Consider the following 24,069-nt stretch of genomic DNA (forward strand, 5'->3'; position numbering starts at 1 on the left):
GCGGCCCCTCACGGCCTCGCGGCCGCGCGCCTGCTTACTTGACGTTGATCGCGGTCCAGGCGGAGGCGACCGCGTTGTACTGGGTGCTGCCGGCGCCGTAGAGGTCGGCGGCGGCCGAGAGGGTGGCCGTGCGGGCGCCCGCGTAGCCGGTGGTGGAGGTCATGTAGGTGGAGAGGGCCTTGTACCAGATCTTGTACGCGGCCTGACGCCCGATGCCGGTGACCGTGGAGCCGTTGTAGGTCGGCGAGTTGTAGGTGACGCCGTTGATGGTCTTCGTGCCGCTGCCCTCGGACAGCAGGTAGAAGAAGTGGTTGGCCGGGCCCGAGGAGTAGTGGACGTTCAGGCGGCCGACCGACTTCGACCAGTAGTCGGCGGAGCTGCCGTCCTTGCTGGGCTGGTCCATGTAACGCAGCGGCGTGCCGTTGCCGTTGATGTCGATCTTCTCGCCGATGAGGTAGTCACCGGTGTCGGAGGAGTTGTTGGCGTACCACTCGACCGCGGTGCCGAAGATGTCGGAGGTCGCCTCGTTCAGGCCGCCGGACTCGCCGCTGTAGCGGAGGTTGGCGGTGGAGGAGGTCAGGCCGTGGGACATCTCGTGGCCGGCCACGTCGAGGGACGTGAGCGGGTGGGTGTTGCCGATGCCGTCGCCGTAGGTCATGCAGAAGCAGGAGTCGTCCCAGAACGCGTTGACGTACGCGTTGCCGTAGTGGACGCGGGAGTAGGCGGCGACGCCGTCGCCGCGGATGCCGAGGCGGCCGAGCTCGTTCTTGTAGAAGTCCCACGTGACGGCCGCACCGTAGTGGGCGTCGGCGGCAGCGGTCTCGCGGTTGGAGGCGAGGCCGTTGCCCCACGTGTCCGTGGAGTTGGTGAAGAGCGTGCCCTGGCCGGACGTGCCGCCCTTCAGGTCGTACGTCTTGTGGCCGCCGCGCGTGGCGTCGGTCAGGGTGTACGAGCCCGAGGTGCCGAGCGTGACCTGGCCGGCGTACATGGTGTTGCCGACGCCGGTCTCGATCGTCTCGGCGGAGAACAGCTCCTTGCCGGTGGTGGCGTCGGTGACGACCTGGCGGCGGCTCGGCGTGCCGTCCTTCTGGACGCCGGTGACGAAGGTCTCCCAGGCCAGGACCGGCTTGCCGGTGGCGGCCCAGATCACCTTGCGGGCGGAGGAGACGGCCTCGTTCGCGTTGGCGGCGGAGGCGAGGGCGGCCTTGCCGGCGGCGGCGCGCTCGACGGCCGGGGTGGTGCTGGCCACGGATATACGGGCCTGGGTGGCCTTGGTGGTGGAGCGGGAGCCGTTCTTCTTCTGGTGCACGACGAGGTCGCCGCCGAGGACGGGCAGGCCCTCGTAGGTGCGCTCGTAGCGGGTGTGAACGGTGCCGTCCGCGTCCTTGACGACGTCGCGGGCGATCAGCTTCTCCTGGCCGGACAGGCCGATGGCCTTCGCGGTGCCGGCCGCGCCGGCCTGCGCACCCTGGATGGCGGCGGCGCGCTGGGTGCTGTTGAGCACGAGCGCGGTCGCGCCGGCCTCGCGCTGGGCATCGGCGTTGGCGGATCCGGTCTGGATTCCGACGACGACCATGGCGGCCGATGCGATCAGGGCGGCGGCTCGGGCGGTGGTACGACGGTGCGAGGACTGCTGGCGGGTCACGCGGGCTCCTTCGCTGTTACGCGTGGGGGATCTGTGTGGGGGGTGGTGCGGGTGTGAGCGTGCCAGCGGGCAACCCTGATTGACAGGTATGCAACAAGGATTTGACCAGGAGTTGTCCGAAGGGCGGCCAACTCCGTCCGGAATGCGGGGAGGTGACCGCCCTGAGGGTCATAGAGGGTTCATATAGGGGTGATAGAGGGGCGCCCGGGGGCCCGTTCGCGGGTGGCGCGGGCGGCGGCCCGCGTGACGCTGAGGCCTCAGTGGGAGGGCGCCGGGTCGTCGGTCCGCGCCGTGAGCGCCTCGGCCGACAGGCGGTGCACCACCGGCGGCCGGGTCGCGGGCCGCGCCGACCGCAGCGCGACGGCGGCGTGATGGTCCGGGCCGGCGTCCAGGTCGTCCACCGTCCAGCCGGCCGGCTCCCCGCTCAGGTCGTCCAGGGTGGTGGCCCGCCCCAGGCCGGTGCCGAGGCCCTTGAGATACGCCTCCTTGCGCGCCCAGATCCGGCCGAACGCCGCGGCCCGCCGCACCGGATGCGCCACGGCCTCGACCTCGGCGCGCTCCCCCGGGTGCAGAACGGACAGCAGGTCCCGCACGGCCTCGGGCCCGGGCCGCAGTTCCACGTCCGCGCCGACGGGAACGGGCGCGGTCGCGATCAGGACGCGGCCGCGGGTGTGCGAGAGCGAGAAGTGGAGCGGCGGCGGCGCGGTGGCCGCCGTGCCGCGCGCGGCGAGCGCCGGACGGCCGTGCGGGGCTCCGCAGCACGGGCAGGGCTCACGCGTGAAGACCAGATCCCCGGGCCGCTCGCCGAGCAGGCCGCCGAGCACGGTGCGCAGCGCGAGGTGGGCCGCGGTGTAGAGGGCGCGGTCGACGGGCCGTACGAACGCGGCGGCCCGCTCGCGTTCCCGCGCGTCGAGCGGCCCGGTGTCGAGACCGGCGGCGAACTTGACGGCGAATTCGGCGGCGCGGCCGGCGTCGGGCGTCTCGTCGAGTTCCAGGAGCCAGGCGTCGGCCTGCATCGGTCGGCTTCCTCCGGATACGGCGGCAGGGGCCCCGACCGTACACGCGTTCCCGGCCACCCGATCACCCACCGACCATTTCCGGCCGCGGGGCGGCGGTTGCGGTTGTGCGGGGAAGGGCGTGGGTGGGCCGCACCTCCCCGGCCGGCGGGCGGTGAGCGGGCGTCGGCCGTAGGCGGGCGTCGGCCGTAGGCGCGGAACCTTTTGCGGGCGTGAGCCTGCACCTCGCCCGTACGCCCGGCCGGGCCGGGTCCTCCGAGGCACCCCCACACAGGGCGCCGGCCGCGGGCGCGAAGCCCGCGCGTGGTCCGTACGCCGGGACGGACCCTCCTGCGTGCGCCGCTACACGGGCGCCCGGCGCGGGCGTGAAGGCAGCGCCTGATCCGTACGCCAGCAGTGCCCAGCGGCCAGCGGGAGCCTGCGGCTCGGCCGTATGCCGGGCCGGCCGGTGCGCGGAGCGTCGGCCGCAGAGGCGAAGCCTGCCCCGGGTGCTGAGCCTGCTCCCTAGTCCGTACGCCGAGGGGGCGATCCAGCGTGCGCGCCAGGCGTCCGGCCGCTCCCGCGGGCAACAGCCCGCGCCTCCCGGCGCCACGCAGGCCCCGACCGTCGGCAGGCATCGGCCGCAGACGCGGAACCCACACCTCGCCGTACGCCCGGCCGGCCGAGCCTGGTCCTCCAACGTGTGCTGCGCAGGGCGCACAGCCGGGGCCGGCGCCTCGTCCGTACGCCGGGGCGGCCGGGGCGGGGCGCGTCGGCCGCAGGCGCCCGTGTGCCAGGCGTGGCCTGGCCGGGCCGGCGGGCGGGGGCCCGGGTCCTACGCGCTGCGCTTGCGCGGTGTCGCCTTCTTCGGCGGCTGCTTCTTCGTCGCCGTCTGCTTCTTCGTCGTGGACTTGGCCGTCGACTTCGCCGTGGACTTGGCCGGGGTCTTCGACGCCGGCGTCGCGGCCGTCTTCGCGGTCGACTTGCGGGGCTGGGCCGTCGCCGCCGTCTTCTTCGCGGCCGTGCGGGCCGTGGACTTCTTCGCGCCCGTTTCCTTCGGACTCGAGGCAGCCGCCTTCCGGCGGGATCCGAGTTCGGTCACCTCGGCCGCCGCGGCCGGCTCGCCGCGGGCCTCCTTCGCCGCGCGAACGCTGCTCTCCAGGGCCGCCATCAGGTCGATGACCTGGCCGCCGCCCGCCGCCGCGGGTTCGGCGGGAGCGAGGCCGGCGCCGCCCTCCGCCTTCGCGGCGATCATCTCCTCCACGGCCTCGCGGTAGTCGTCGTGCAGGCTGCTGATGTCCACCTCGCCGAGCGTGGCCATCAGGGCGTCGGCCAGGTCGAGTTCGGCTTCCCGGACGGTCACCTGGGTCTCCGGCGCCACGCCCTCCGGGGCGCGGATCTCGTCCGGCCAGAGGAGGCCGTGCATGGCGATCACGTCGTCCACCACGCGCAGCATGCCGAGCCGCTCCCGCCCGCGCAGGGCGTACTTCGCCACCGCCACCTTGTCGCTCCGCTTGAGCGCCTCGCGCAGCAGGGTGTACGGCTTGGCGGCCGGCACGCCGTTGGCGGAGAGGTAGTACGCGGCGTCCATCTGGAGCGGGTCGATCTCGGAGGCCGGCACGAAGGCCACGATCTCGATCGTCTTCGCCGTCGGCAGAGGCAGGGCGGCCAGGTCCTCGTCGGTGATCGGGATCATCGTCCCGTCGGCGTCCTCGTACGCCTTCCCGATCTCCGCCTGGCTCACCTCGGCCCCGTCCAGCTCGCAGACCTTCTTGTAGCGGATCCGACCGCCGTCCTCGGCGTGGATCTGGCGAAAGGAGACCGACCGGCTCTCGGTGGCGTTGACCAGCTTGATCGGGATGCTGACGAGCCCGAAGGATATGGCTCCGTTCCAGATGGATCGCACGGTTCATCCCCTTTCGCACCATTCGTCGGGAATCATGGGATTCTCATCGTATGACGCCCATCACAGAGGTGGAGGGGCGGCGCCTGTCCCTCAGCAATCTGGACAAGGTCCTCCACCCGGCCACCGGCACCACCAAGGGCGAGCTGCTGCACTACTACGCCACCGTCGCCGCCGTGATCCTGCCGCATCTGCACGACCGCGCGGTCTCCTTCCTGCGCTATCCGGACGGCCCGGACGGCCAGCTGTTCTTCACCAAGAATCCGCCGCCCGGCACGCCCGCCTGGGTGAACACCACCCCGGTCCCCCGCTCCGACGCGCCCGGCGCGCGGCAGGTGGTGATCCAGGACCTGCCGTCGCTGATGTGGGCGGCGAATCTGGTGGTGGAGTTCCACACCCACCAGTGGCCCGTCGAGTCCCCCGCCGTCGCCGACCGGCTGGTCCTCGACCTCGACCCCGGGCCGCCCGCGACCGTCGTCGAGTGCTGCCGGGTCGCCCTCCACCTGCGGGAACGCCTCGCGGCCGACGGTCTCACGGCGTACGCGAAGACCTCCGGCTCCAAGGGCCTGCACCTCCTCGTGCCGCTGGTCCCGGCCCCGTCCGAGCAGGTCTCCGCCTACGCGCGCCGGCTCGCCGTGGAGGCGGAGGCGGCGCTGCCCCGGCTGGTCGTCCACCGGATGGCGAAGGCCCTGCGGCCCGGCAAGGTCTTCGTCGACCACAGCCAGAACGCCGCCGCGAAGACCACCGCCGCGCCCTACACCCTGCGGGCCCGCCGGCTGCCGGCCGTCTCGGCGCCGGTGACCTGGGAGGAGGTCGAGAGCTGCACCTCTCCCGACACGCTCACGCTGCTGATGGACGACATGCCGCCGCGTCTGAGCGATTACGGCGATCTGCTCGCCCCGATGTTCGACCCCGCCGTGGCCGGAGCCGTGCCATGAGCCCCGGGCCAGGCCGACCCGCGGGGCCAGACCGCCCCGCCGGTGCCGACCGCCCCGCCGCCACCCCGGCCGGCGCCGCGGGCACCCCGGCCGGCCCCGCCGTCGTCCTTCGTCCGCCCGTCGATGTGATGCGCCCGAGGCCCGCCGACACCATGCCCCGGCAGGGCACGGTCCCCGGCGGATACCAGTACTCCCTCAAGCTCGACGGCTTCCGCGCGCTCGCCTTCGTCCTCGACGACGGCCAGGTCTTCCTGCAGTCCCGCAACCGCCGCGACCTCGCCCCGGAGTTCCCGGGCATCGCGGCCTACCTCGGCGCAAACCTGCCGCCCGGCATCGTCCTGGACGGCGAGCTGTGCGCGTACCGCGAGGGCCGGGTCAGCTTCACCGACCTGCTCCGCTCGCACCGGGAGCGCGAGCGGGCCGGCGTCCCCGTCTCGTACATCGCCTTCGATCTGCTCGCGCTCCCCGGCCACGACCTGCGCGGCCGGCCGCTGCGGGAACGGTGGGAGCTGCTCGGCGCGGCCCTCGAAGGGACCGGGCCGCCGCTGCAGCGCGTGCTGGCCACCGACGACGAGGACACCGCCCGCGAGTGGTTCGACGCACTGCGGGCGGCGGGAGTGGAGGGGCTCGTGGCGAAGGCCTGGAACTCGGCGTACCGGCCGGGCGGCACCTGGTCCTGGCGGAAGATCCGGCACTCGGACACCCAGGACGCCCTGCTCGTCGGGGTGTTCGGGCCGCCCGGCCGTCCGCACGCCGCGCTCGTCCGGCTGCCCGACGGCCGCACCCTGCGGACCGCGCCCCGGCTGACCGGGGCCCAGGCCCGCGAGGTGGCCGAACTGACGGCGGGCCGCGTCGCGGCGGATCCGGTGGACGACCCGGAGCACGGGCCGGTCCGGCCGCTCGCCGAGCCGCTCCCGCCGGTCGAACTCCTGCTCATCAAGGGCCGGCAGGACACCGCCCGTTTCGTGCGCGTACGGAACGCCGACGAACCGCCGCCAGATGCGCCGCCGGGCGACTCAACTGCCTTGGCGCCGGACGAGGTTGCCGGGGCGGACGAGGACGGGGCCCCGTAGCGAGCACGGAGCGACGACCACGGAACGACCACGGAACGGCCACGTGGCGATCCCGTAGCGGCCCGGGCGAGATGGCGCCGAGACGCCAACGAGGCCGCGTAGCGCCGCCGTAACGACCCTCTCGCCAGCCCGCGATCGCACCTCGGCCGGGCCTCCGGCCCCCAGCCCGTACCCGATATGCGGTGCGGCAGCGCGGCGAACGAGCCCTTCGGCCGGATCCCGACTCGCCCTTACCTCCGCTCCGTTCAGGACAAACTGTCGGTGCGCCCGCCCCGAGCGCCCCCTCGCGCGCCCCCGTGGACAACTGTGCCGGTCGGCCGTGCGCGGGCAGTGCGGGCGACACGCCCGGAGGGCGCCGAAACACCGCCGGAACGGCCGGTCAGGGGCCTGGCGGGGCTCCGGCGGGGTGGTCGGCGGACGTGGGGATGGCGCAAAGCTAGCGGCCGCACGGGCCTTGCGCGGCAACGTCCGTCAGGCGGGGCCTTGTTGTCCGTGCGTTGGTGCACACTTGCTGCCTGGTACAGCGCTCACGGGGAAGGCGGCCTGGCATGCTGACGGGGATCGAGGAGGTCGACTGGGCCTCGTTGGGGCACGCGTACGGGCCCGCCGACGACGTGCCGGAGCTGCTGCGGGGACTCGCCTCCGCGGATCCGGCCGAGCGGGAGACCGCCCTCGACGGCATGTACGGCGCCGTGCACCACCAGGGCGACGTCTACGACTCGACGCTCGCCTGCATCCCCTTCCTCCTCGAACTCGTCGCCGATCCCACCGTCCAGGACCGGGGCGCCATCGTCGAGTTGCTCACCAGCATCGGCGGCATCGACCTGTGCGGCGACGAGGAGCTCGACGAACTCGACCCGGACGACGAGGAGTTCATACCGGCCGCGAACTACGCCATGGCGGCCGCCGCGGTCGCCGCCGGCGCCGACGTCTTCCTCGGCCTGGTCGACGACCCCGACCCCGAGGTGCGGCTCGCGGCCCCGTGCGCGCTGGCCTCGCTGCACGCCGAGCCGGCCCGGGTGCTCGACCTGCTGCGCGAACGGCTGACGGTCGAGCGGGACACGGAGGTGCGGCTCGCCCTGGTGGCGGCGGTCGGGCGGATCGCGCTGCGGCACGAGTCGCTGCGCGACGAGACCGTGGACTGGCTGGGCTGGCTGTCGCGGGTGGCGCAGGCGCCGGGCCTTCGGCTCGCGGCGCTCGCCCAGCTCGCCCGGTGCGCGCCGGCCGAGATCCCGGACGACGTGGTGGAGCGGGTGACCGTCCTGCTCGACGAGGTGCGCACGGAGCCCTCGGAGCGCGCCGTCGAGACGCCGCGGGCGGCCACCCCGACGCTGATCGGCCAGGTCCGCGAGCTCCTCGAGGAGCACTCGGCGGGCCGCCCTACGCCCTGGACGGAGGAGCTGCTCCGTACGCTGCACACCGCCCTCGACGACCGGGTCGACGACCGCATCGCGCTCATCCTGGCGCAGCTGCGCAGCCCGGACTGGGGCCAGCGCTCGGACGCGATCTGGCTGTGCGGCGGTCTGATACGGGTGTGGCGCGGGCGGTACGACGAGGTGGTGCGGCTGATCGGGGCGCAGCTCGGCGACCCGGAGCCGCGGCTGCGGGAGGCGGCGACGTCGTTCCTGGAGCGGCTGTTCGAGCTGACCGGTCCGGCCGCCGACGCGCTCGCCGCGCGCCTGTCGAGCGGGCCCGCGGGTCCGCTCGGGCTGCCGGGGCCCGGCGCGCGGGCCGGCCGGGGCGGCGCGCTGCTCGCGCTCGCCCGTTCGGGTGACGCCCGGGCGATCCCGCTGCTCGCGCGCGCCCTGGAGGAGCGCGAGGTGCGGCGGGAACTGCTGTACGCGGTGGACGCGCTCGGCCCGGCCGCGCTGCCGCTCGCGCCGGCCCTGCGGCGCCGGCTCGGCGAGGTGGAGCTGGACGACCTGCTGTACGACCGGGCGGCGCCGCTGCTGTACGCGCTGACGGCGGTCCGGGGCTCCCAGGCGCTGCCGGAGGTGCTGCGGGTGCTGCGCGGGGCGCCGCCGAACCGGCGGGACTGGGTGCGGGAGGCGTGTCTGCGGACGCTCGCCGCGTTCGGGCCGGTGGCCCGGGAGGCCCTGCCGGACGTGCGGCGGCTGCTGGCCTCGGATTCGGCGGCGGTGTCGTCGATGGCGGCGCGGGCGGTGTGGTCGCTGGACGGCTCGATCGCGGAGGCGCTGGGCGCCCTGGATCGTTGGCTGCGGCCGGGCGCGTCGTGCGCGGAGTGGTGCGCGGCGGCGCAGGCACTCGGCGCGATCGGCCCGGCGGCGGCCCCGGCGGCCCCGGCCCTGCGGGCCGGGCTCGGCTCGCGGGACCTCTGGGTGCGGGTCCGTTCGGCGGCGGCGTTGTGGCGCGTCGCGGGCGACGCGGCGGCCGTCCTGCCCGCCCTCCTCGAGGCGTGGGAGGAGAACCGGCACGCCCGGGTGGCCGTGGCCGAGTGCCTCGCCGAGATGGGTCCCGCCGCGGCGGAGGCCGGGCCCGCGATCCGCGCGGAACTGTCCCGAAGACGACGGCACAACGCCCGCGAGGACGGAGCGGGCTCGCACGACGTCCACGACGACGAGAAGCTGCTCACCCTGTGCCGGGCGGCACTGGCACAGATGGAGCGACACGGGTTCTAGGGACGGGCGGGGGCGGACGCGGACGGGCGGGGGCGGACGCTGACGGCGTGTGCGGGGGTGCGCGGGTCCGCGGGGCGCCGGGCCCGGCGGGTCGACCGACCGGGGCGCGGGGCGCGGGTCCGGCGGTCGACGGCTCCGCCACTCCGCCAGGCGAGGCCGCAGGTCCGCAGATCCGCCCGGTCGACCGGTCCGCGGTTGCGCGGCCCGACGGTCGTGCCGTCGGTCGACCAGGCGGAGCGGCGGCCGGGCTGGCACACGGGTAGCGTGACGCCCGGCGAGCGCGGGGCGGCGGTGCTCGCGGCGCACGACGACACGGCCAGCGGCCCGGCGCTGCTGCGGGACGCGGCGAAGATCAAGGCCGGGGCCTGATCGAGGCGGGGCGGGCGGACGGCTCGACGGCCCGGTTCGGGGTGCGCGAGAGCCAGTAGATAGACAAAAAGGACTTCCCTACGAATAAGGTCTATGGGAAGACCGACCGTCCCGAGCTCCGCCTCATCACCCGCGGCGGCCCCGTCCGGAACGGTCACCGCACCGACAACGTCATCCGCTTCGCCGACCTGGTGAACCGACCTCGACCGCCGCGGAAGGAGCAGAGTGTGGGAGCGCGCCTCGGGCAGCTCGCCGCCACCGCGGCCGTGCCGGTCGCGGTGCTCGGCGCGCTCGCCCTCACCCTCGCCGGCTGCGGGAGCCAGGGCGGCCTCACGAGCGCCGGCCGCGCACCCACCGCCGTCGGCCCGGTCCGGCTCTGGCCCGACCTGCCGCCCGCGACCAATCCGCCGATCGACTACGGCGAGACCGACACCGAGCGGGTGCCCGGCATCCGGGTCCCCGACAACGACGTGCACCGGGTCGACCCGGTGGCGGTGGTCCAGGCGGAGGTACGCACCCACGGCGGCGCGCGGTCCGGCGCGGACGGTCTGTACGAGGAGACCGCGCGGGCGATCGGCGCGTGCACCACGGACCGCGCGCACTGCCCGATCCTCACTCCGTACTACCGCGACCTGACCGGCAACGGGCGTGACGAGCTGATCGTCGGCATCCGGATGCCGGACCAGCAGGTCGGCGTCCGCGTCTACCTCGCCGAGAACGACGGCCTGACGCGGATCATGTCCACCGTCGACCAGGTGATCAGCGTCGAGCTGGCCGGCCGGGACCTGATCATGCGGGTCAGCTCGGCCGGGATCCCGGGATACGAGTACCGCACGGCGTGGTCGTGGGACGAGCAGCAGCACTCGATGCTGCCGGCCCGGGACGAGATCGTCCGGGTCAAGCCGCCCGGCTCGGGCGCCACGCTGGTCCCCGCGCCCGCGTTCGTCAGCCCCACGCCGACGCCGTCGGCCGGTACGCCGGCGCCCGCGCCCTCCGAGGCGGGCCCATGAGCCCCGCACCCCGTCCGGAACGCCCCGCGGACCGACCCCCCGAGGGCCGACCCCGCGCGGACCGATCCTCCGCGGGCCGATCCCGCACGGGTCCATCCCACGCGGGCCGACCTCCCGAGGGCCGCTCCCCCACGAGCCGGCCCCGCCGCAGACGCCCTCGCCGGCCCGCCTGGACCGCGACGCTCACCTGGAAGGCCGCGCTCTTCATCACCGTCATGTGCTGCGCCCTGGCCGCGCTGCTCGGCGTCCTGGTGCACGTGTCGGTGGCCGGCCAGACCGTGAAGGACTCCCGCGACAAGGCGCTGACCCGGCTCGGTGAGGTCAGCCGGCTCTACGAGTCGGGTGAGCCGCTCCCCCGCTTCGCCGGCGTGGACCCGCCCGGGCTGCCCGGCTCGCTGCGGGACCTCGCGCTGCGCGGCGAGCGCGGCACCATGGTGAGCGAGTTCGAGGGCCGGCCGACGATGTGGGCGGCGGGCCCGGCGGACGGCCGCGCGCTCGCCGTACGCGTCGACTACACGCAGAGCGCCGCCACCATCGACGGGCTGGACCGCTCGATCCTCGGCTCCTCGGTCCTCGCGATCGCCGCGACGCTGCTCGTCGGGGCGTTCGCCGTCACCCGGGTCACCCGGCGGCTGCACGCCACCGCGCAGGTGGCCCGGCGGATCAGCGCCGGCGATCTGGACGCGCGCGTCAACGATCCGCGTACCGCGGACCCTTCGCGGCCGCAGGACGAGGTGGCCACGGTCTCCGGCGCCCTCGACACCATGGCCTCCTCGCTCCAGCGCAAGCTGCAGACCGAGCAGCGCTTCACCGCCGACGTTGCGCACGAGCTGCGCACCCCGCTGACCGGCCTGTCCGCAGCCGCCGAACTGCTGCCCGAGGGGCGGCCGTCGGAGCTGGTGCGGGACCGGGTGAAGACGATGCGCGCGCTCACCGAGGACCTCCTGGAGATCTCCCGGCTGGACGCGGGCACCGAGACGGTGGACCTGGCCGTGCACGTCCTCGGCCCGCTGGCCGAGCGGGTGGTGCGCGCCTCCGGGACCGACACCGAGGTGCGGGTGGTGCGCGACACGACGGTGGAGACGGACAAGCGGCGCCTGGAGCGGGTGCTCGGCAACCTGGTCGCCAACGCGCACCGGCACGGGGCGCCGCCGGTGGTGCTCACGGTGGACGGGCCGGTGGTGACGGTGCGGGACCACGGCGCCGGGTACCCGGAGTATCTGCTGGCGGCGGGCCCGCAGCGGTTCCGTACGGAGAGCGGCGGCAAGGGCCACGGACTCGGCCTGACGATCGCGGCGGGCCAGGCCGAGGTGATCGGCGCGGAGCTGGTCTTCGCCAACGCGCCGGAAGGCGGCGGCGCGGTGGCGCGCCTGACGCTGCCGGAGTACGTACGCCTCGCGGACCCGGAGGATCCCGACGCGGCCCCTGGGCCCGGCTCCTCGTCCGACCCCCACGCCGATCCCGACCCCGGCCCCGACCCCGCCCAACCGAAGCGGCGATGACGGCGCACCGTCACACAAAAGGGACATAAGGCTTACTGCTTGCTACGTTGCGGACCATGACGCCCGCACCGCGCAGCGACGAGCAGGACCCCGCCCCGCCCGGGGTCCGGGTCCCGAAGCGCCGCGGTGTGGAGTTCTCGCTCCTCGTCGGCGCCGTCCTCCTCTCCGTCTGCGGCTACGCCGAGGTCGGCCTCGCCCGCAGCGGCGCCGTACCGCAGGACGCCGCCCGCTACGGCGCCGGACTCGGCCTGCTCGCCCTCCTCGCGCACCTCGCCGTCCGGCTGCGCGCCCCGTACGCCGACCCGCTGCTGCTGCCGATCGCCGTGCTGCTCAACGGACTCGGCCTCGTCCTCATCTACCGCCTCGACCTGGAGACGCCCGGCGACCGGGCCGCGCCCACCCAGCTGGTCTGGTCGACGCTCGGCGTCGGCCTGTTCATCGTGGCGGTGCTGCTGATCCGCGACCACCGGGTGCTCCAGCGCTACGCGTACGTGTGGGTCGCCACCGCGCTCGGGCTGATGATCCTGCCGATCTTCTTCCCCGCCGTGAACGGCGCCAAGATCTGGATCCGGCTGGGCGGATTCTCCTTCCAGCCCGGCGAGTTCGCAAAGATCCTGCTCGCCGTCTTCTTCGCCGCGTACCTCGCCGCCAACCGCAACGCCCTCGCCTACACCGGGCGGAAGGTCTGGCGGCTGCAGTTCCCCACCGGCCGGGTCCTCGGACCGATCGTGGCGATCTGGGTGCTGAGCGTCGGCGTCCTGGTGCTCGAACGCGACCTGGGCACCTCGCTGCTGTTCTTCGGCCTGTTCGTGATCATGCTGTACGTGGCGACCGGCCGCACCGGCTGGATCGCGGTCGGCCTGCTGCTCGCCGCGGCCGGCGCCTTCCTCGTCGGCAGCCTCGAACCGCACGTGCACAGCCGGGTCCAGGACTGGCTCGACCCGTTCGCCTCCATCCGGGCGGGCGAGGGTCCCGGCCAGCTCGCCCAGTCCCTCTTCGCGTTCGCCGCCGGCGGGATGCTCGGCGCGGGCCTCGGGCTCGGCCACTCGGTCCTCATCGGCTTCGCCGCCAAGTCGGACTTCATCCTCGCCACCGCCGGCGAGGAGCTGGGCCTGGTCGGGCTGACCGCGCTCTTCCTGCTGTACGCACTGCTCGTCGGCCGCGGCTACCGGGCCGGCCTCGCTCTGCTCGACCCGTTCGGCCGGCTGCTCGCGATCGGCCTGGCATCGATCCTGGCGCTCCAGGTCTTCGTCATCGCCGGCGGCGTGATGGGCCTGATCCCGCTCACCGGCATGGCGATGCCGTTCCTCGCCCAGGGCGGCTCCTCGGTCGTCACCAACTGGGTCATCGTGGCCCTGCTCGTCCGGGTCTCCGACTCGGCCCGGGCCCCGCGCCCGGAGCCGGCCGACACCGGCGTCATCGCACCGATCACGGAGGACGTGAAGTGAGGGACGCACCATGAGAGGCCTCGCATGATCCGGTACATCCGGCGGGCCGCCGCGCTCTGCCTCGTCCTGCTCGTCGCGCTCCTCGTCAACGCGGCCCGCGTGATGCTGTTCCAGGCCGACACGTACGACGACAACCCGGCCAACCGGCGGATCGCCATCACCCGCTGGGGCCAGCCGCGCGGCGAGATCGTGGTGGACGGCCGCCCGGTCACCGGCTCGCGGGACAGCGGCCAGCAGCTGCGCTGGGAACGCACCTACACCCAGGGCCCGTTGTACGCGCCGCTGACCGGCTACGCCTCCCAGACGTACGGCACGACCCTGCTGGAGGGAGCCGAGGACGACCTGCTGTCCGGCACCGACCCGATGCTCGCGCCGCTGCCGCTGTGGAACGACATCAGCCGGGGCCGGCAGGCCGGCGGCGACGTGGTGACGACGGTCCGGGCCCGGATGCAGGAGGCGGCGTTCCGGGGCCTCGCCGGCAGGCGGGGCGCGGTCGCGGCGATCGAGCCGTCGAGCGGCCGGATCCTCGCGCTGGTCTCCTCGCCCTCGTACGACCCGGGAGTCCTGTCCGGTACGGGCCCCGAGGTGACCGAGGCCTGGCGCCGCCTCAACGCCTCACCGAACCAGCCGATGCTGGCCCGGGCGATCCGGCAGACCTATCCGCCCGGCTCCACCTTCAAGATCGTGACGGCGGCGGCCGCCCTGGACGCGGGCGTGGTCACCGACCCCGACGCCCCGACCGGTATCCCGGACCCCTTCGTCCTGCCCGGCACCCGCCAGGTCCTCCCCAACGAGGCCACCGGCTGCGCCGACGCCTCGCTGGCGTACGCGATCCAGTGGTCCTGCAACACGGTGATGGCCGGGCTCGGCGTGAAGGTGGGCCTCGCGGGGATGGTGGAGGCCGTGGAGAGCTTCGGTTTCAACGACAGCGGGCTGCGGGTCCCGTCCTGGGTGGCGAAGTCGAACTTCGACACCGACATGAGCCCGGACCAGCTGGCACTGTCCTCGATCGGCCAGTTCGACACGGCCGCCACGCCGCTGCAGATGGCGATGGTGGCCGCAGCGGTCGCCAACAACGGCGAGATCGCCCGGCCCCACCTGGTGGAACGCACCACCACCGCGGGCGGCACCCTGGTCGACTCCCCGGCCCGCCACACCTACCGCCGGGCGATGACCCCCTCCACCGCGGTCCGCCTCCAGGACCTCATGGTCCGCGCGGTCACCGAGGGCACCGGCACGAACGCCGCCATCCCGGGCGCCCGGGTCGGCGGCAAGACCGGTACCGCCCAGCACGGCCTGGGCAACACGGGCACCCCCTACGCCTGGTTCATCGCCTGGGCCCAGGCCCCGGACTCCGCCCAGCCGGCCGTCGCCGTCGCGGTCGTGGTGGAGGACGCCGAGGCCAACCGCACCGACATCAGCGGCGGCGGCAACGCGGCCCCGATCGCCCGCGCGGTGATGGAGGAGGCGCTGCGCCTTGAGGCGGAGGCGCGGGGGCGGTGACTACGCCGTCCGCCGACTTGCCGACTGCGCGGCCGTAGGAACGCCGAAGAGGCCCCACCGGAAGTACATCCGGTGGGGCCTCTGTAGGTGTGACGGAGCGGCTAGCTCAGGAAGAGAGTGCCGGAATCAGGTCGAGATCCCGCTGCCGAGACTCGTCGACCTCTCCCATTCACCCGCCTCCCGCAGCAGCGGCCCGACCAATGACCGCGCGCCTGCTGCGTAGGCCATCCACCGCAGCTCCTCGCAGCCGTAGACCGCTTCCTCCTGCGAATCGACCCACAGGCACACGATGTTCCCGAAGGCCAGGGTCACATCCCACCAGGTCCAGTTCCGCTGACCCGGCTGGAAGGCGTAGAGGAGGTCCTGAACCGTCCACTCCTCGTCACCCCGATGCGCCGCGTACCTCGGAGCCGCCTTCGCCCAAGCGTCAGCAGCCCAAGCGGGTACGTCCGCCTCCGAGACCGTCTCGGCCTCGAAGTCGGCCTCCAGGCTCGCCTTGACGCCGGCCCTGGCCAACTCCCGCAGGCGCTGTCCGAAGGCCTCCGCCTCCCGCCAGCTCTCCACCTCGATGTAGAACACCGAGAGCAGCCCGTCCGGGGATGCGGCGGGACGGCGGTCGATCATGGCGAGTTCACGTGATGACGTCACCGGACCACTCTTCCGGATCCTGGGACGATCGCGTTGACCAACGCGGAGAAGTTCTCCCCGCCGAACATGTGTGCCGGAATGCCGTAGAGGTCGTCCGCCACGTCCGGGTCATCGATCTGCGGCCTGCCCGAGAAGCGAATGTTCCACTCGCGCCGGCTCATACCCCGGGGGCGACGCTGGTCGATGGCCGCTGCGCGGATCTCTTCCAGGAACGACCTCGGAATGTCGAAGGCGACGATCTGGCTCGTGGCACCGCGGAACGCCTCGGTGTGCGTGATGTCTCCACTGAAATTGAAGTGGATCATCGTGTCACCGCTCATCGTGACGTTTCCGTCGTCGTCGATGTGCACCCGCTCGCTGAAGCCACCGGCGCGCTGCGCCCGGTAGACCGTGACGTTGCAGTTGTGGACGAGGACCGGCGTTGCGCCCGCGACGACGTAGTACGTGTGGATGTCGGAGACGGTCAGGTTGTGGACGGTCTTCTGGACCGCCGTCCAACGCTGGATCGCCGTGACCTGAACACGCGTACCACTACTCGTCTGGAGCCACTGTCCCGGCTTCAGGTCGGTGGCCTTGATCCAGTCGCGGAGTTCGGGAACCCAGATCGGGTGCCCGTCGGTCGCGGTGATCTGGGCCGTCTTCGCGCCCGCCTTGCCGTCGACATCGAGCGTGATCTTGACCAGGTGCTTGAGGCCCTGGCCCTTGATCTCGGCGGTGACCGTCTCGACGCGGGTCTCCCCGGTCTTCGGGTCGGTGGCGACGACCTTGTCGCCGGCCTTGACCTTGTCGATGGCCTTGGTGGAGCCGTCAGCCATCAGCACCTTCGTGCCGGGCACGAAGCTGTTGCAGGTCTCGCCTTCGCTGGCTTCGGCCTTGCCGGAGCCGCCACTGCCGCTCGAACCGCCCTTGCTGCGGGAGGCACCGCCGGACTTGCCGCTGCCTCCGCCGCCGGAGCTCTTGCTTGCCGCGCCCTTCTTGGGTGCGGGGTGGGACGAGGCCTTGGGCGCCGCCTTGGCCTGAGCCTTCTTCTGGGTGGGGTTACCCGTCTTCCGCTTTGCGGCGGCAGCTGCGTCGGCTCGTCTCTTGGCTGCTTCGGCGGCCTTCTTCTTCGCTCTTTGTGCGGCCTCCTTCTTGGCCCTCTCGATGGCGGCCTTCTTGGCCCGTAGTGCGGCTTCCTCGGCGGCCTTGGCCGCCTTCAGGACGGCTTCCGCAGCTCGCTTGGCCGCCTTGAACGCCTTGATCGCGTCGATCGTCCGGTTGACCGCCTTGATGACGGCCGGGATCTTGCCGAGCTTCGACCACGGAATGGCGTCGACCACGATGCTGACGCAGGACCACATGTCGCCGCCGAAGCAGGCGATGGCGTCGTTGATGCCGATGAAGTCCTTCAGCGTCTCCCACGCGACGGCCAGGATGACCGAGGTGAGGGACTTGCCCTGCATCGCCTGCGCCTGCGCGACCTGGGCGGCCGACAGACCCGCGCCGGCGAGGGCCGCGGCCCGCTCCGAAGCGGTCAGAGCGATCGACTCACCGGTCGGGTCGGAATAGGTGACCGGGTTGTTCTGCGCGTAGGCGTAACCGTTGGACTGCAGCGGGTCGTTCAGGTCAAGGACCGGGTCGACGGACAGGAAGCGTCCGACCACCGGGTCGTACAGACGCTCACCCAGCGGCTGGAAGCCGGAGGAGTCATCCCGCGTCTTGCCCAGGAAGCCCTTGTGCGTCTGGATGTTCTGACCTGCCGTGTCAGCAGCACGCTGGTTGCCGAACGGATCCTGCTTGCGCACCCGCACCGGCATGCCGGAGTAGAGCCCGACCTCCGAGTACACGCTGCCCTGGTGGTCCATGGCGAGCGCGGTGAGCGCGTCCGAGCTGGTGCCGTTGGCATAGCGGAGCACACCGCCGCCAGGGACCGTGTACGTGCGCTCGGTGCGGATCAGGACGCCGCCCTGCTGGACGGTGACCTGCGCTTCGCCCAGGTTCAGCGTGGCCTGCTTGCCCTGGATGGTCAGCAGGGCGTCGCCGCTCGGGCCGTAGATGTAACGGGTGTCGTTCTGCGGCAGCCACTGCTGGGCGGCCTGAGCCGCGTCACAGGTGGCCAGCACGATGGCCGTGCCGTTGACGTTGGCCGCGCCCTGCACCGCGAGGCACAGGTTGCCGGAGGCCGGATGGATCAGCTGGCCGGAGGCGTTGCGCTTCAGCTGCTGCGCGGCGGAGCCGTTGCACTTCTGCAGCTGGATCGCGGAGCCCGCGGTGTTGGCCGCCGGCTGGACGCACCAGGTGTCGTAGACCTCGAGCGTGCCGAGGTCGGCGCTCGCCTGCCCCGGGACCGGGTCGAAGTGCCAGTTCTGCGCGACGGTGGCGTTGCACCCGTACAGCTGGAGCGGCTGACCCGCGGCCGCGAGACCCGACTTGAGGTCGAGACACTTCTGGCCGAGACCCACGTACGGGGTCTTGCCGCCGGCTCCCTGACCGGTGATCCGGTCGACCCGGCCGTCGTAGGTCCAGGTCAGGTCCTGCTTGTCACCGTTCTGGACCGAAGTGATCGACTTCGTGTCACCGGTCAGCTCGTACAGACGCGTGGCCTCGGCCGTGACCTGTGCACCCGCAGGGGTGGTGTACTTCTTGGTCACCTTGGTCAGCGAATGGGGCTGGCTGCCGTCGGCCTTGCCGTACGCGTAGGTGCTGACGGCGTCCTTGGCGGTGTTGCCGGACAGGTCCTTCTCGGAGAGCTTGGTGCGGTTGCCGAGGAGGTCGTACTCGTACTCCTGCCAGTAGCCGGAGCCGTCCGCGCCGGAGGCGACGTTGAGCGTGCCGTCGGCGTTCTTCGGAGCGGCGGAGCAGGAGTCCTGGTTCTTGTCGGTCCACGCCTTGCTCAGCTGACCCAGCGGGTCGTAGACGAAGCACTGGCGCTCCGCGATCCCGACGGACTTCTCCTGGATCGAGGTGACGTTGCCGGCCGGGTCGTAGGTGTAGGCCCGGTTCGACACCAGGTTGCCACCGACCAGGCTGGCGTCGTTCTTCTCGCGGTAGACCGCCTGTTCCTTGAGCTCGCCGCTGCCCTCGTCGAACGAGTTCTGCGTCCACACCCGGTACGGCTGCGAGCCGAGGGTGGAACGGAGAACCTGGCCGGTGGGCGAGTAGACGGTCTCGGAGCCGTACCAGTCCTTGCCGGAGATCGAGAGCGGCTTGCCGTCCTTGTTGTAGCGGACGATCAGCTTCTCGCTGGCGAACTTGCCCACCGCAGGAAGGGTGGTCTCGTTCAGCATGCCGTTGTCGGAGTACGAGTAGTCGTACGTGTAGTCCTTGGCGAGACCCCACGTGTCGGCGAGGGACTGCGGCAGGGACAGGGTGGTCGAGGTCGGCTGGTACTCCTTGGTGTAGCCGTTGACCTTCTGCGTGTACGCCAGGCCGTCCGTGTAGCGGGTGGCGGAGGCGGGCATGCCCTTGCCGCCCGGAGCGGTGTCGTAGGTGAACTCGGCCAGGAGCTTGCCGGCGGCGCTGTCCTCACGCTGCTGGGTCGGACGCGACAGCTCGTCGTAGCCGTTCCAGACCTTGACGCCGCGGGCGTTGGTGGTCGTGAGGACCCGGCCACGCGCGTCGTACTCCGTACGGTTCGTACCGGAGTCGGGGTCGGTCGCCGTCTCGATCCGTCCGGTGTGGTCGTACGTCCACGTCCACGGGTGGGTCGGGTCGGCCGACGAGGTCGCCTTGACGGGCTGGCCGTGCGTGTCGAACTCGTAGCGCGTCGACGTGAAGCCGCCGGGCGCCGCCGGGTTGAAGGTGTCCGTGCGGATGGTACGGCCCAGCGCGTCGGTCCAGACGCGGTAGGACGAGTCACCCTGCGGCTGGATGACCTTCGACCAGTCCTCGCCGTACTCGTAGCGGACGGCCCGCTCCGGGTACGCCCTGGAGGAAGCCTCCTGGGTGGTCGGGTCCACGTACTTCATGTACGGGGTCTCCTGGACCACGCGGCCCAGACCGTCGTACGTGTAGCGCGTGATGTTCGGGATGGCCGTGTCGGCCAGCGGCGTGAACAGCTCGCCCGGAGTGGCCTCCCGGGTCAGGTAGGCGTTGTTCGTCTGCCAGACCTCACCGGAGCTGTTGTACAGCGTGTCGGTGACCATCCAGCCGGCGTTGTTGTCCGCCTCCTCCATCGACTGCCGCTCACGTCCGAGGCCGTCGTACAGCGTCACGGAGGTCTCGATCCGGTCCTCGTAGCCACGCGAATAGGTGGTGACGTACGGAGGCTTGCGGATCTTGATGTTCTCGTCTTCGGGGTCGGTCTCCTCCTTGGGGACGGTGTAGACCGCCCGGAAGTCCGGGACGCCGCTGCCAGGGGTGCGGCCAGGGGCCCACGCCTCGGCCAGTCGGCCCAGCGGGTCGTACACGGCCTCGCTGACCAGGTTGTTGGCGTCGGTCGTCTTGAGGGTGACCGCGCGGCCCGGCTCCAGTTCCTGGACCTGCGTATGGCCCAGGGCGTTGGTCTGCGTGACCTTGAAGACCTGCCCGGTGGGCGGGTCGAAGGAGATCGTGGAGGACTTGCCGTCCGGGTCGGTTCCCCGGATCGCGCGGCCCATCGCGTCGAAGGTGGTGGTGCCGTTGGACTGGAAGCCGGAGCCGTCGCCCTTCAGCGACCACGACTCGGTGGCCAGACCGCGAGTGGTGCCGGCAAGCGCCGTACCGTAAGCGGTTCCGTCATAGGCGGTACGAGCACCACCGCTCAGCGTCGACGTGTCCGCCCAGTTGGCGTTCGCGCAGGTGGTCGAGGACGACAGCACCTGCTTCGAGAGACCGATGAGGTTCTTGGTCGTCTCGTTCAGGTACTCGGACTTCGTGCAGGACTCGTCACCGCTCTTGCCGACGTCGCCCAGCGACTCGACCAGAGTCGGCAGCCCGTACGTCGGCTCGTACGTCGTCTTCGTCCGGACCTCGCGCACCGTGCGCGGGTCGTCCGGGTTGGTGCCCGACGACTTGGTGTACGCGATCTCCTCGGGCTCCGTGACGCGCCAGGCCTTGAGCGGGGTCAGGCCGTCGCCGCGGTCGCGGCTGGCGAGCTCCGTGGCCTCGGGGATCGTGACGCTGCGGCTCAGCCAGTTGGTGTCCAGGTCACCGGCGTTGGTGTACGTCAGTTCCTCGGATATGCGGCCGGCGAAGGGCTCGCGGTCGTAGACCGTCGAACCGTCCGACGCCTTGATCACGTTGCCGTGGACGTCCTTCACCGGCACGGTGTCGCCCATGCCGCGGAAGAACCGGGTCACGGCCTTGGACTGCTTGCTGCCGATCTCCGGGCTGTCGGCACCGGTGATGACCGTGGTCTGCTCGAAGCCCGCGAACTGCGAGTAGGTGCGCGTGGACTTCTTGGTGAACTCGGCCTCGGCGAGCTTCCAGCCGGGGTTGTCGTACTTGTACGCCGTCTTGGTGGCGTAGGCACCGTCGACGTTCGGGGATTCCTGGATCTCCGTGGCGACGTACTTGTGGAACCAGGCGATGTCCTCGACCTCGGGGTCCGGGTTCCAGTACATCGGGTAGCACAGCCGGTTGTTGGCCTTGAGCGCGGCCGTCTGCGTCTTGCCGGGCAGGTTCAGGCCGGTGGCGCAGTCGTCGGCGGTGTCGCCCCACTTCGGGATGCTGTACGTGACGTAGGTCTCGCCGCCGTACTCGTTGATGACCCGGCCGATGCGCAGCCTGGAGAACCCGGGGATCGAGTCGATCGGGTCACCCTTCTTGGCCGTGCCGTTCGGGTCGTCCGCCGTCCTGCGCAGCATGACGCGGTTCGGCATGTCCTCGAGGTTGGGCTCGAAGCGGACGGGGTTGAGCGTCACGCTCGCGTCCGTGGAGCCGTTGCGGGCGTAGCCGGTGCGCTGGACGGACTCCAGCCACAGGGCGGTGTTCGCGTTCGGGGTGCCGCGGTACTGCTCGGCGAAGCTCTGCTTCAGCTGGTACTCGTCGACGATCTGCCGGGCGCTGGTGTCGGTACGGCGCTGGGCCGAGGTGGTGATCTTGTCCAGGCGCTTGCGGGACCAGAAGGACGGGCCCGCGTTCCAGCACATCTTGCCCTTGGCGCAGCGCAGGTCGGCGGGAGTGTCGTACCAGATGCTGTAGTTGCCGGGGTCCTTGGACGTGAAGTTGGTCTCGGTGCACTTGACCGCGTCCAGGCAGCGCTCGGCGACGGTGAAGCCGACGCGGGCCGGGGCCGTCGCGCTGAAGATGTTGTCCTTGCGCTGGCCGTAGTAGATGTGGTCCAGCCAGCCGTCGCGGTCGTAGACGACCGGGCCCTTGAAGTACAGGTTCCGGGCGTAGTAGTTCTGGTCCTTCTTCCACCAGAACGACATGGCGTTGCCGTGGACGTCCTCGACGTAGTCGAGGCCCCAGCGCCAGCCCTGGTTGCAGTAGGACTGCTTCCAGTCGTCGACCGTCGGGCCCTTGTAGCAGTCCTCGCCCGGGTGGTTGCCGTAGACGGGGACGGTGAGGACCGAGTCGGTGGTCGGGTCGTCGTCCGCGGTGTCGGTCGTGTTCTTGTCGGACCAGCCCGGCAGCTTGTTCAGGCCGAAGTGGTACTTGGTGCCGTCCTTGGTGGTGACGATCCAGTACTCGCCGTCCTTGGCGCCGTTGCCGGTGCTCTGGCCCTTGACCTGCTGGATCTTGGAGCCGTCACCGTTGGCGGTGAACCACTTGTTCTTGGCGTCGTCCCACACGAGCTCGGTGGTCATGCCGCCGAGCGAGAGGGTGGCGTTGTTCGAGCCCCAGCACAGGTCGGGCGTGCGGTGGGTCGCGTTGTTGGACCCGGCCTTCTTGGAGTCCTGGCGGCAGTTGTTGTACGTACGGGTGATGGAGCCCGCGTTGTAGTCCCAGCCGTCGCCGATCCAGGAGGCCTGGTTGTTGCTCGCCGAGGTGCGGCCGTCGACCGACTGCGAGGAGTAGCCGAGGGCCACCTTCGGCATCAGGCCGCCGGCGGTCTCGGGCACCTGGACGTCGTACGAGTACGTGAACGCGCCCGAGGAGGAGCCCGCCGACCAGGAGCCGGAGGACAGCAGCGGGGAGGCGGTGAAGTCACCGGACGCCGAGGCGCCGGTGTCCATCATGCCGACCGCGCCGGAGCCGCCGGTCGAGCCGGAGGTCTTGAACGAGGCCTTGTGCGCCGAGGCGCCGGCGTCGGAGTCGTCGGCCAGCAGCTTCGCCACCGGGACGGTGCCGGTGACGATCTTGCGGGTCTTGGCCGACTTGGCGGAGTTCGTGCGGGTCGGGGCGTCCTTGGCCGCCACCGTCTCCACGGTCGAGCGCAGCCGCTCGAACGTGCCCGCGGTCTCCGAGCCGTCCTTGCCCGACATGGTCTGCGTGGAGGTGTCGACCTCGCAGTCGCCCACGCCCATGGCGCCGATGACGCAGTCGGGCAGCAGCACGAGGCCGAACCGGTCGGCGGCCTGCGGGCCGTAGAGGTCGGCGAAGCCGGTGGTGTCGACGCTGAGCGCGACCTGGGCCGCCGGGTCCACGGTGGCGGGCGGCGTGATCTTCATGATCAGGCCGGAGACGCCCGCGTCCTGGGAGGTCTCGGGAGCCTGGAGGTCGACCGTCCAGTTGCCCGCGACGGTGGCGGGGTCCGTGCCCTCGGGCACACCGACGGCGATGGGCAGACCGTTCGACACCGGCACCGTGGTGCCCGGCGCGGTGGTGGCCGTCAGCGGCGCCGATCCGGTTCCGGGCGTCCACGGGACCGCGTTCTTCGGGTCGTACGGGTCGATCGGAACCTGCTTGGCCAGGCTCAGCTTCTTGTCGGCCGTGTCGTCACCGGCTGCCTCGGTGTTCTTCGGCAGGTCGGGCAGGTCGACCGCGGAGATCGACTCCTCGCGGCTCATGCCCGGGCCGGGGATGGCCAAGGCCTGCCCGCCCAGGCTTGTCACCGTCAGTGTCGAGGACAACAGCAGGACGATCGCCGCGCGGCTTCGCCGCCGGCGTCGTCGTTGTGACTCTGTCAAGGCTGGGCGTCCCCGCCCCAACCATGACAGCGGACCTGAAGCACGCATGCGCGTCGACTCCCACCCTGGCAATTCAGACAACGAATGAGGTGCGGAAACACCAAAAGGCACGCCCCTGGTTCAGGCGCGTGCGTGCCCGCACTGTCTGTCATGGACGGCACAGAGAGCAAGGCGAGAAGTTTTCGGTTGCACACCAGGGAAGTGAAGTGAGTCACACCCTAGTTACGAGCAGACGATCACCAGTAGTGATGTTCATGGCAGATGCACCAATCCGGACATCGAAGACTCACAACCATGCCAAAACCTTCTGAACCGGACACTGGTGACGCTCAGTCAAGGCCTTTTCCCGATGGAGTAACAGGTTCATAAAATTCTCATGTGTAGACGGTGTGTGGCGGGTGTGTGATCGTGTCTCCGCTCTCT

The 24,069-nt window shown here is 71.8% G+C and carries 12 protein-coding genes; 7 read left to right on the forward strand and 5 right to left on the reverse strand.

The features are described 5' to 3' along the window. Window positions 1-34: 34 nt before the first annotated feature. The 3 genes from ACIGO8_RS01830 to ACIGO8_RS01840 form a co-directional block, all read right to left on the reverse strand. Window positions 35-1,645, reverse strand: coding sequence for a M4 family metallopeptidase (locus tag ACIGO8_RS01830; protein ID WP_399722738.1), 1,611 nt, complete (start codon window positions 1,643-1,645; stop codon window positions 35-37). A 257-nt stretch (window positions 1,646-1,902) separates the two neighbouring features. Next, window positions 1,903-2,661, reverse strand: coding sequence for a 4'-phosphopantetheinyl transferase family protein (locus ACIGO8_RS01835; RefSeq protein WP_399722740.1), 759 nt, complete (start codon window positions 2,659-2,661; stop codon window positions 1,903-1,905). A gap of 814 nt (window positions 2,662-3,475) precedes the next feature. Then, window positions 3,476-4,546: a Ku protein gene (locus ACIGO8_RS01840; protein ID WP_399722742.1), complete on the reverse strand. Its 1,071-nt coding sequence runs from the start codon at window positions 4,544-4,546 to the stop codon at window positions 3,476-3,478. Window positions 4,547-4,596: 50 nt separating this feature from the next. Here ACIGO8_RS01840 and ligD point away from each other — a divergent pair, with 50 nt between their 5' ends. The 7 genes from ligD (at window position 4,597) to ACIGO8_RS01875 (ending at window position 15,025) form a co-directional block, all read left to right on the forward strand. Next, the gene (gene ligD, locus ACIGO8_RS01845; RefSeq protein ID WP_399722744.1) at window positions 4,597-5,481 is read left to right on the forward strand and encodes a non-homologous end-joining DNA ligase; all 885 of its coding nucleotides are present in this window, start codon (window positions 4,597-4,599) and stop codon (window positions 5,479-5,481) included. Window positions 5,482-5,609: 128 nt separating this feature from the next. Continuing rightward, window positions 5,610-6,554: a DNA ligase gene (locus ACIGO8_RS01850; protein ID WP_399722745.1), complete on the forward strand. Its 945-nt coding sequence runs from the start codon at window positions 5,610-5,612 to the stop codon at window positions 6,552-6,554. A gap of 548 nt (window positions 6,555-7,102) precedes the next feature. Continuing rightward, entirely contained in the window at window positions 7,103-9,193 is a 2,091-nt protein-coding gene (locus ACIGO8_RS01855; RefSeq protein ID WP_399722747.1) for a PBS lyase, read from the forward strand. Window positions 9,194-9,789: 596 nt separating this feature from the next. Further along, window positions 9,790-10,572 carry a hypothetical protein gene (locus tag ACIGO8_RS01860; protein WP_399722749.1) on the forward strand — a complete coding sequence of 261 codons (783 nt, stop codon included), beginning with the start codon at window positions 9,790-9,792 and terminating at the stop codon, window positions 10,570-10,572. A 215-nt stretch (window positions 10,573-10,787) separates the two neighbouring features. Then, entirely contained in the window at window positions 10,788-12,074 is a 1,287-nt protein-coding gene (locus ACIGO8_RS01865; protein WP_399722751.1) for an ATP-binding protein, read from the forward strand. A 56-nt stretch (window positions 12,075-12,130) separates the two neighbouring features. After that, window positions 12,131-13,522, forward strand: coding sequence for an FtsW/RodA/SpoVE family cell cycle protein (locus tag ACIGO8_RS01870; RefSeq protein ID WP_399722752.1), 1,392 nt, complete (start codon window positions 12,131-12,133; stop codon window positions 13,520-13,522). Window positions 13,523-13,546: 24 nt separating this feature from the next. Continuing rightward, window positions 13,547-15,025 (forward strand): penicillin-binding transpeptidase domain-containing protein, encoded by a 1,479-nt coding sequence (locus tag ACIGO8_RS01875; protein ID WP_399722754.1) that lies wholly within the window; start codon window positions 13,547-13,549, stop codon window positions 15,023-15,025. A gap of 126 nt (window positions 15,026-15,151) precedes the next feature. Here the strand turns inward: ACIGO8_RS01875 and ACIGO8_RS01880 are convergent, their stop codons facing one another. Continuing rightward, window positions 15,152-15,673: a hypothetical protein gene (locus ACIGO8_RS01880; protein ID WP_399722756.1), complete on the reverse strand. Its 522-nt coding sequence runs from the start codon at window positions 15,671-15,673 to the stop codon at window positions 15,152-15,154. Further along, a complete protein-coding gene (locus tag ACIGO8_RS01885; RefSeq protein ID WP_399724252.1) occupies window positions 15,670-23,526 on the reverse strand; it encodes a ricin-type beta-trefoil lectin domain protein in 7,857 nt (2,618 codons plus the stop codon). The genes ACIGO8_RS01880 and ACIGO8_RS01885 overlap by 4 nt, the downstream gene beginning before the upstream one ends. Window positions 23,527-24,069: the final 543 nt, after the last annotated feature.

The organism is Streptomyces sp. NPDC053493, assembly GCF_044544825.1.
Lineage (GTDB): Bacteria > Actinomycetota > Actinomycetes > Streptomycetales > Streptomycetaceae > Streptomyces.

What these genes read in the sequence shown, in the direction of transcription:
- ACIGO8_RS01835 (WP_399722740.1), bottom strand. Translation starts at nt 2,661, where the DNA reads ATGCAGGCCGACGCCTGGCTCCTGGAACTCGACGAGACGCCCGACGCC.
- ligD (WP_399722744.1), top strand. Translation starts at nt 4,597, where the DNA reads ATGACGCCCATCACAGAGGTGGAGGGGCGGCGCCTGTCCCTCAGCAAT.
- ACIGO8_RS01850 (WP_399722745.1), top strand. Translation starts at nt 5,610, where the DNA reads ATGCGCCCGAGGCCCGCCGACACCATGCCCCGGCAGGGCACGGTCCCC.
- ACIGO8_RS01855 (WP_399722747.1), top strand. Translation starts at nt 7,103, where the DNA reads ATGCTGACGGGGATCGAGGAGGTCGACTGGGCCTCGTTGGGGCACGCG.
- ACIGO8_RS01865 (WP_399722751.1), top strand. Translation starts at nt 10,788, where the DNA reads ATGTGCTGCGCCCTGGCCGCGCTGCTCGGCGTCCTGGTGCACGTGTCG.
- ACIGO8_RS01870 (WP_399722752.1), top strand. Translation starts at nt 12,131, where the DNA reads ATGACGCCCGCACCGCGCAGCGACGAGCAGGACCCCGCCCCGCCCGGG.
- ACIGO8_RS01875 (WP_399722754.1), top strand. Translation starts at nt 13,547, where the DNA reads ATGATCCGGTACATCCGGCGGGCCGCCGCGCTCTGCCTCGTCCTGCTC.
- ACIGO8_RS01885 (WP_399724252.1), bottom strand. Translation starts at nt 23,526, where the DNA reads ATGAGCCGCGAGGAGTCGATCTCCGCGGTCGACCTGCCCGACCTGCCG.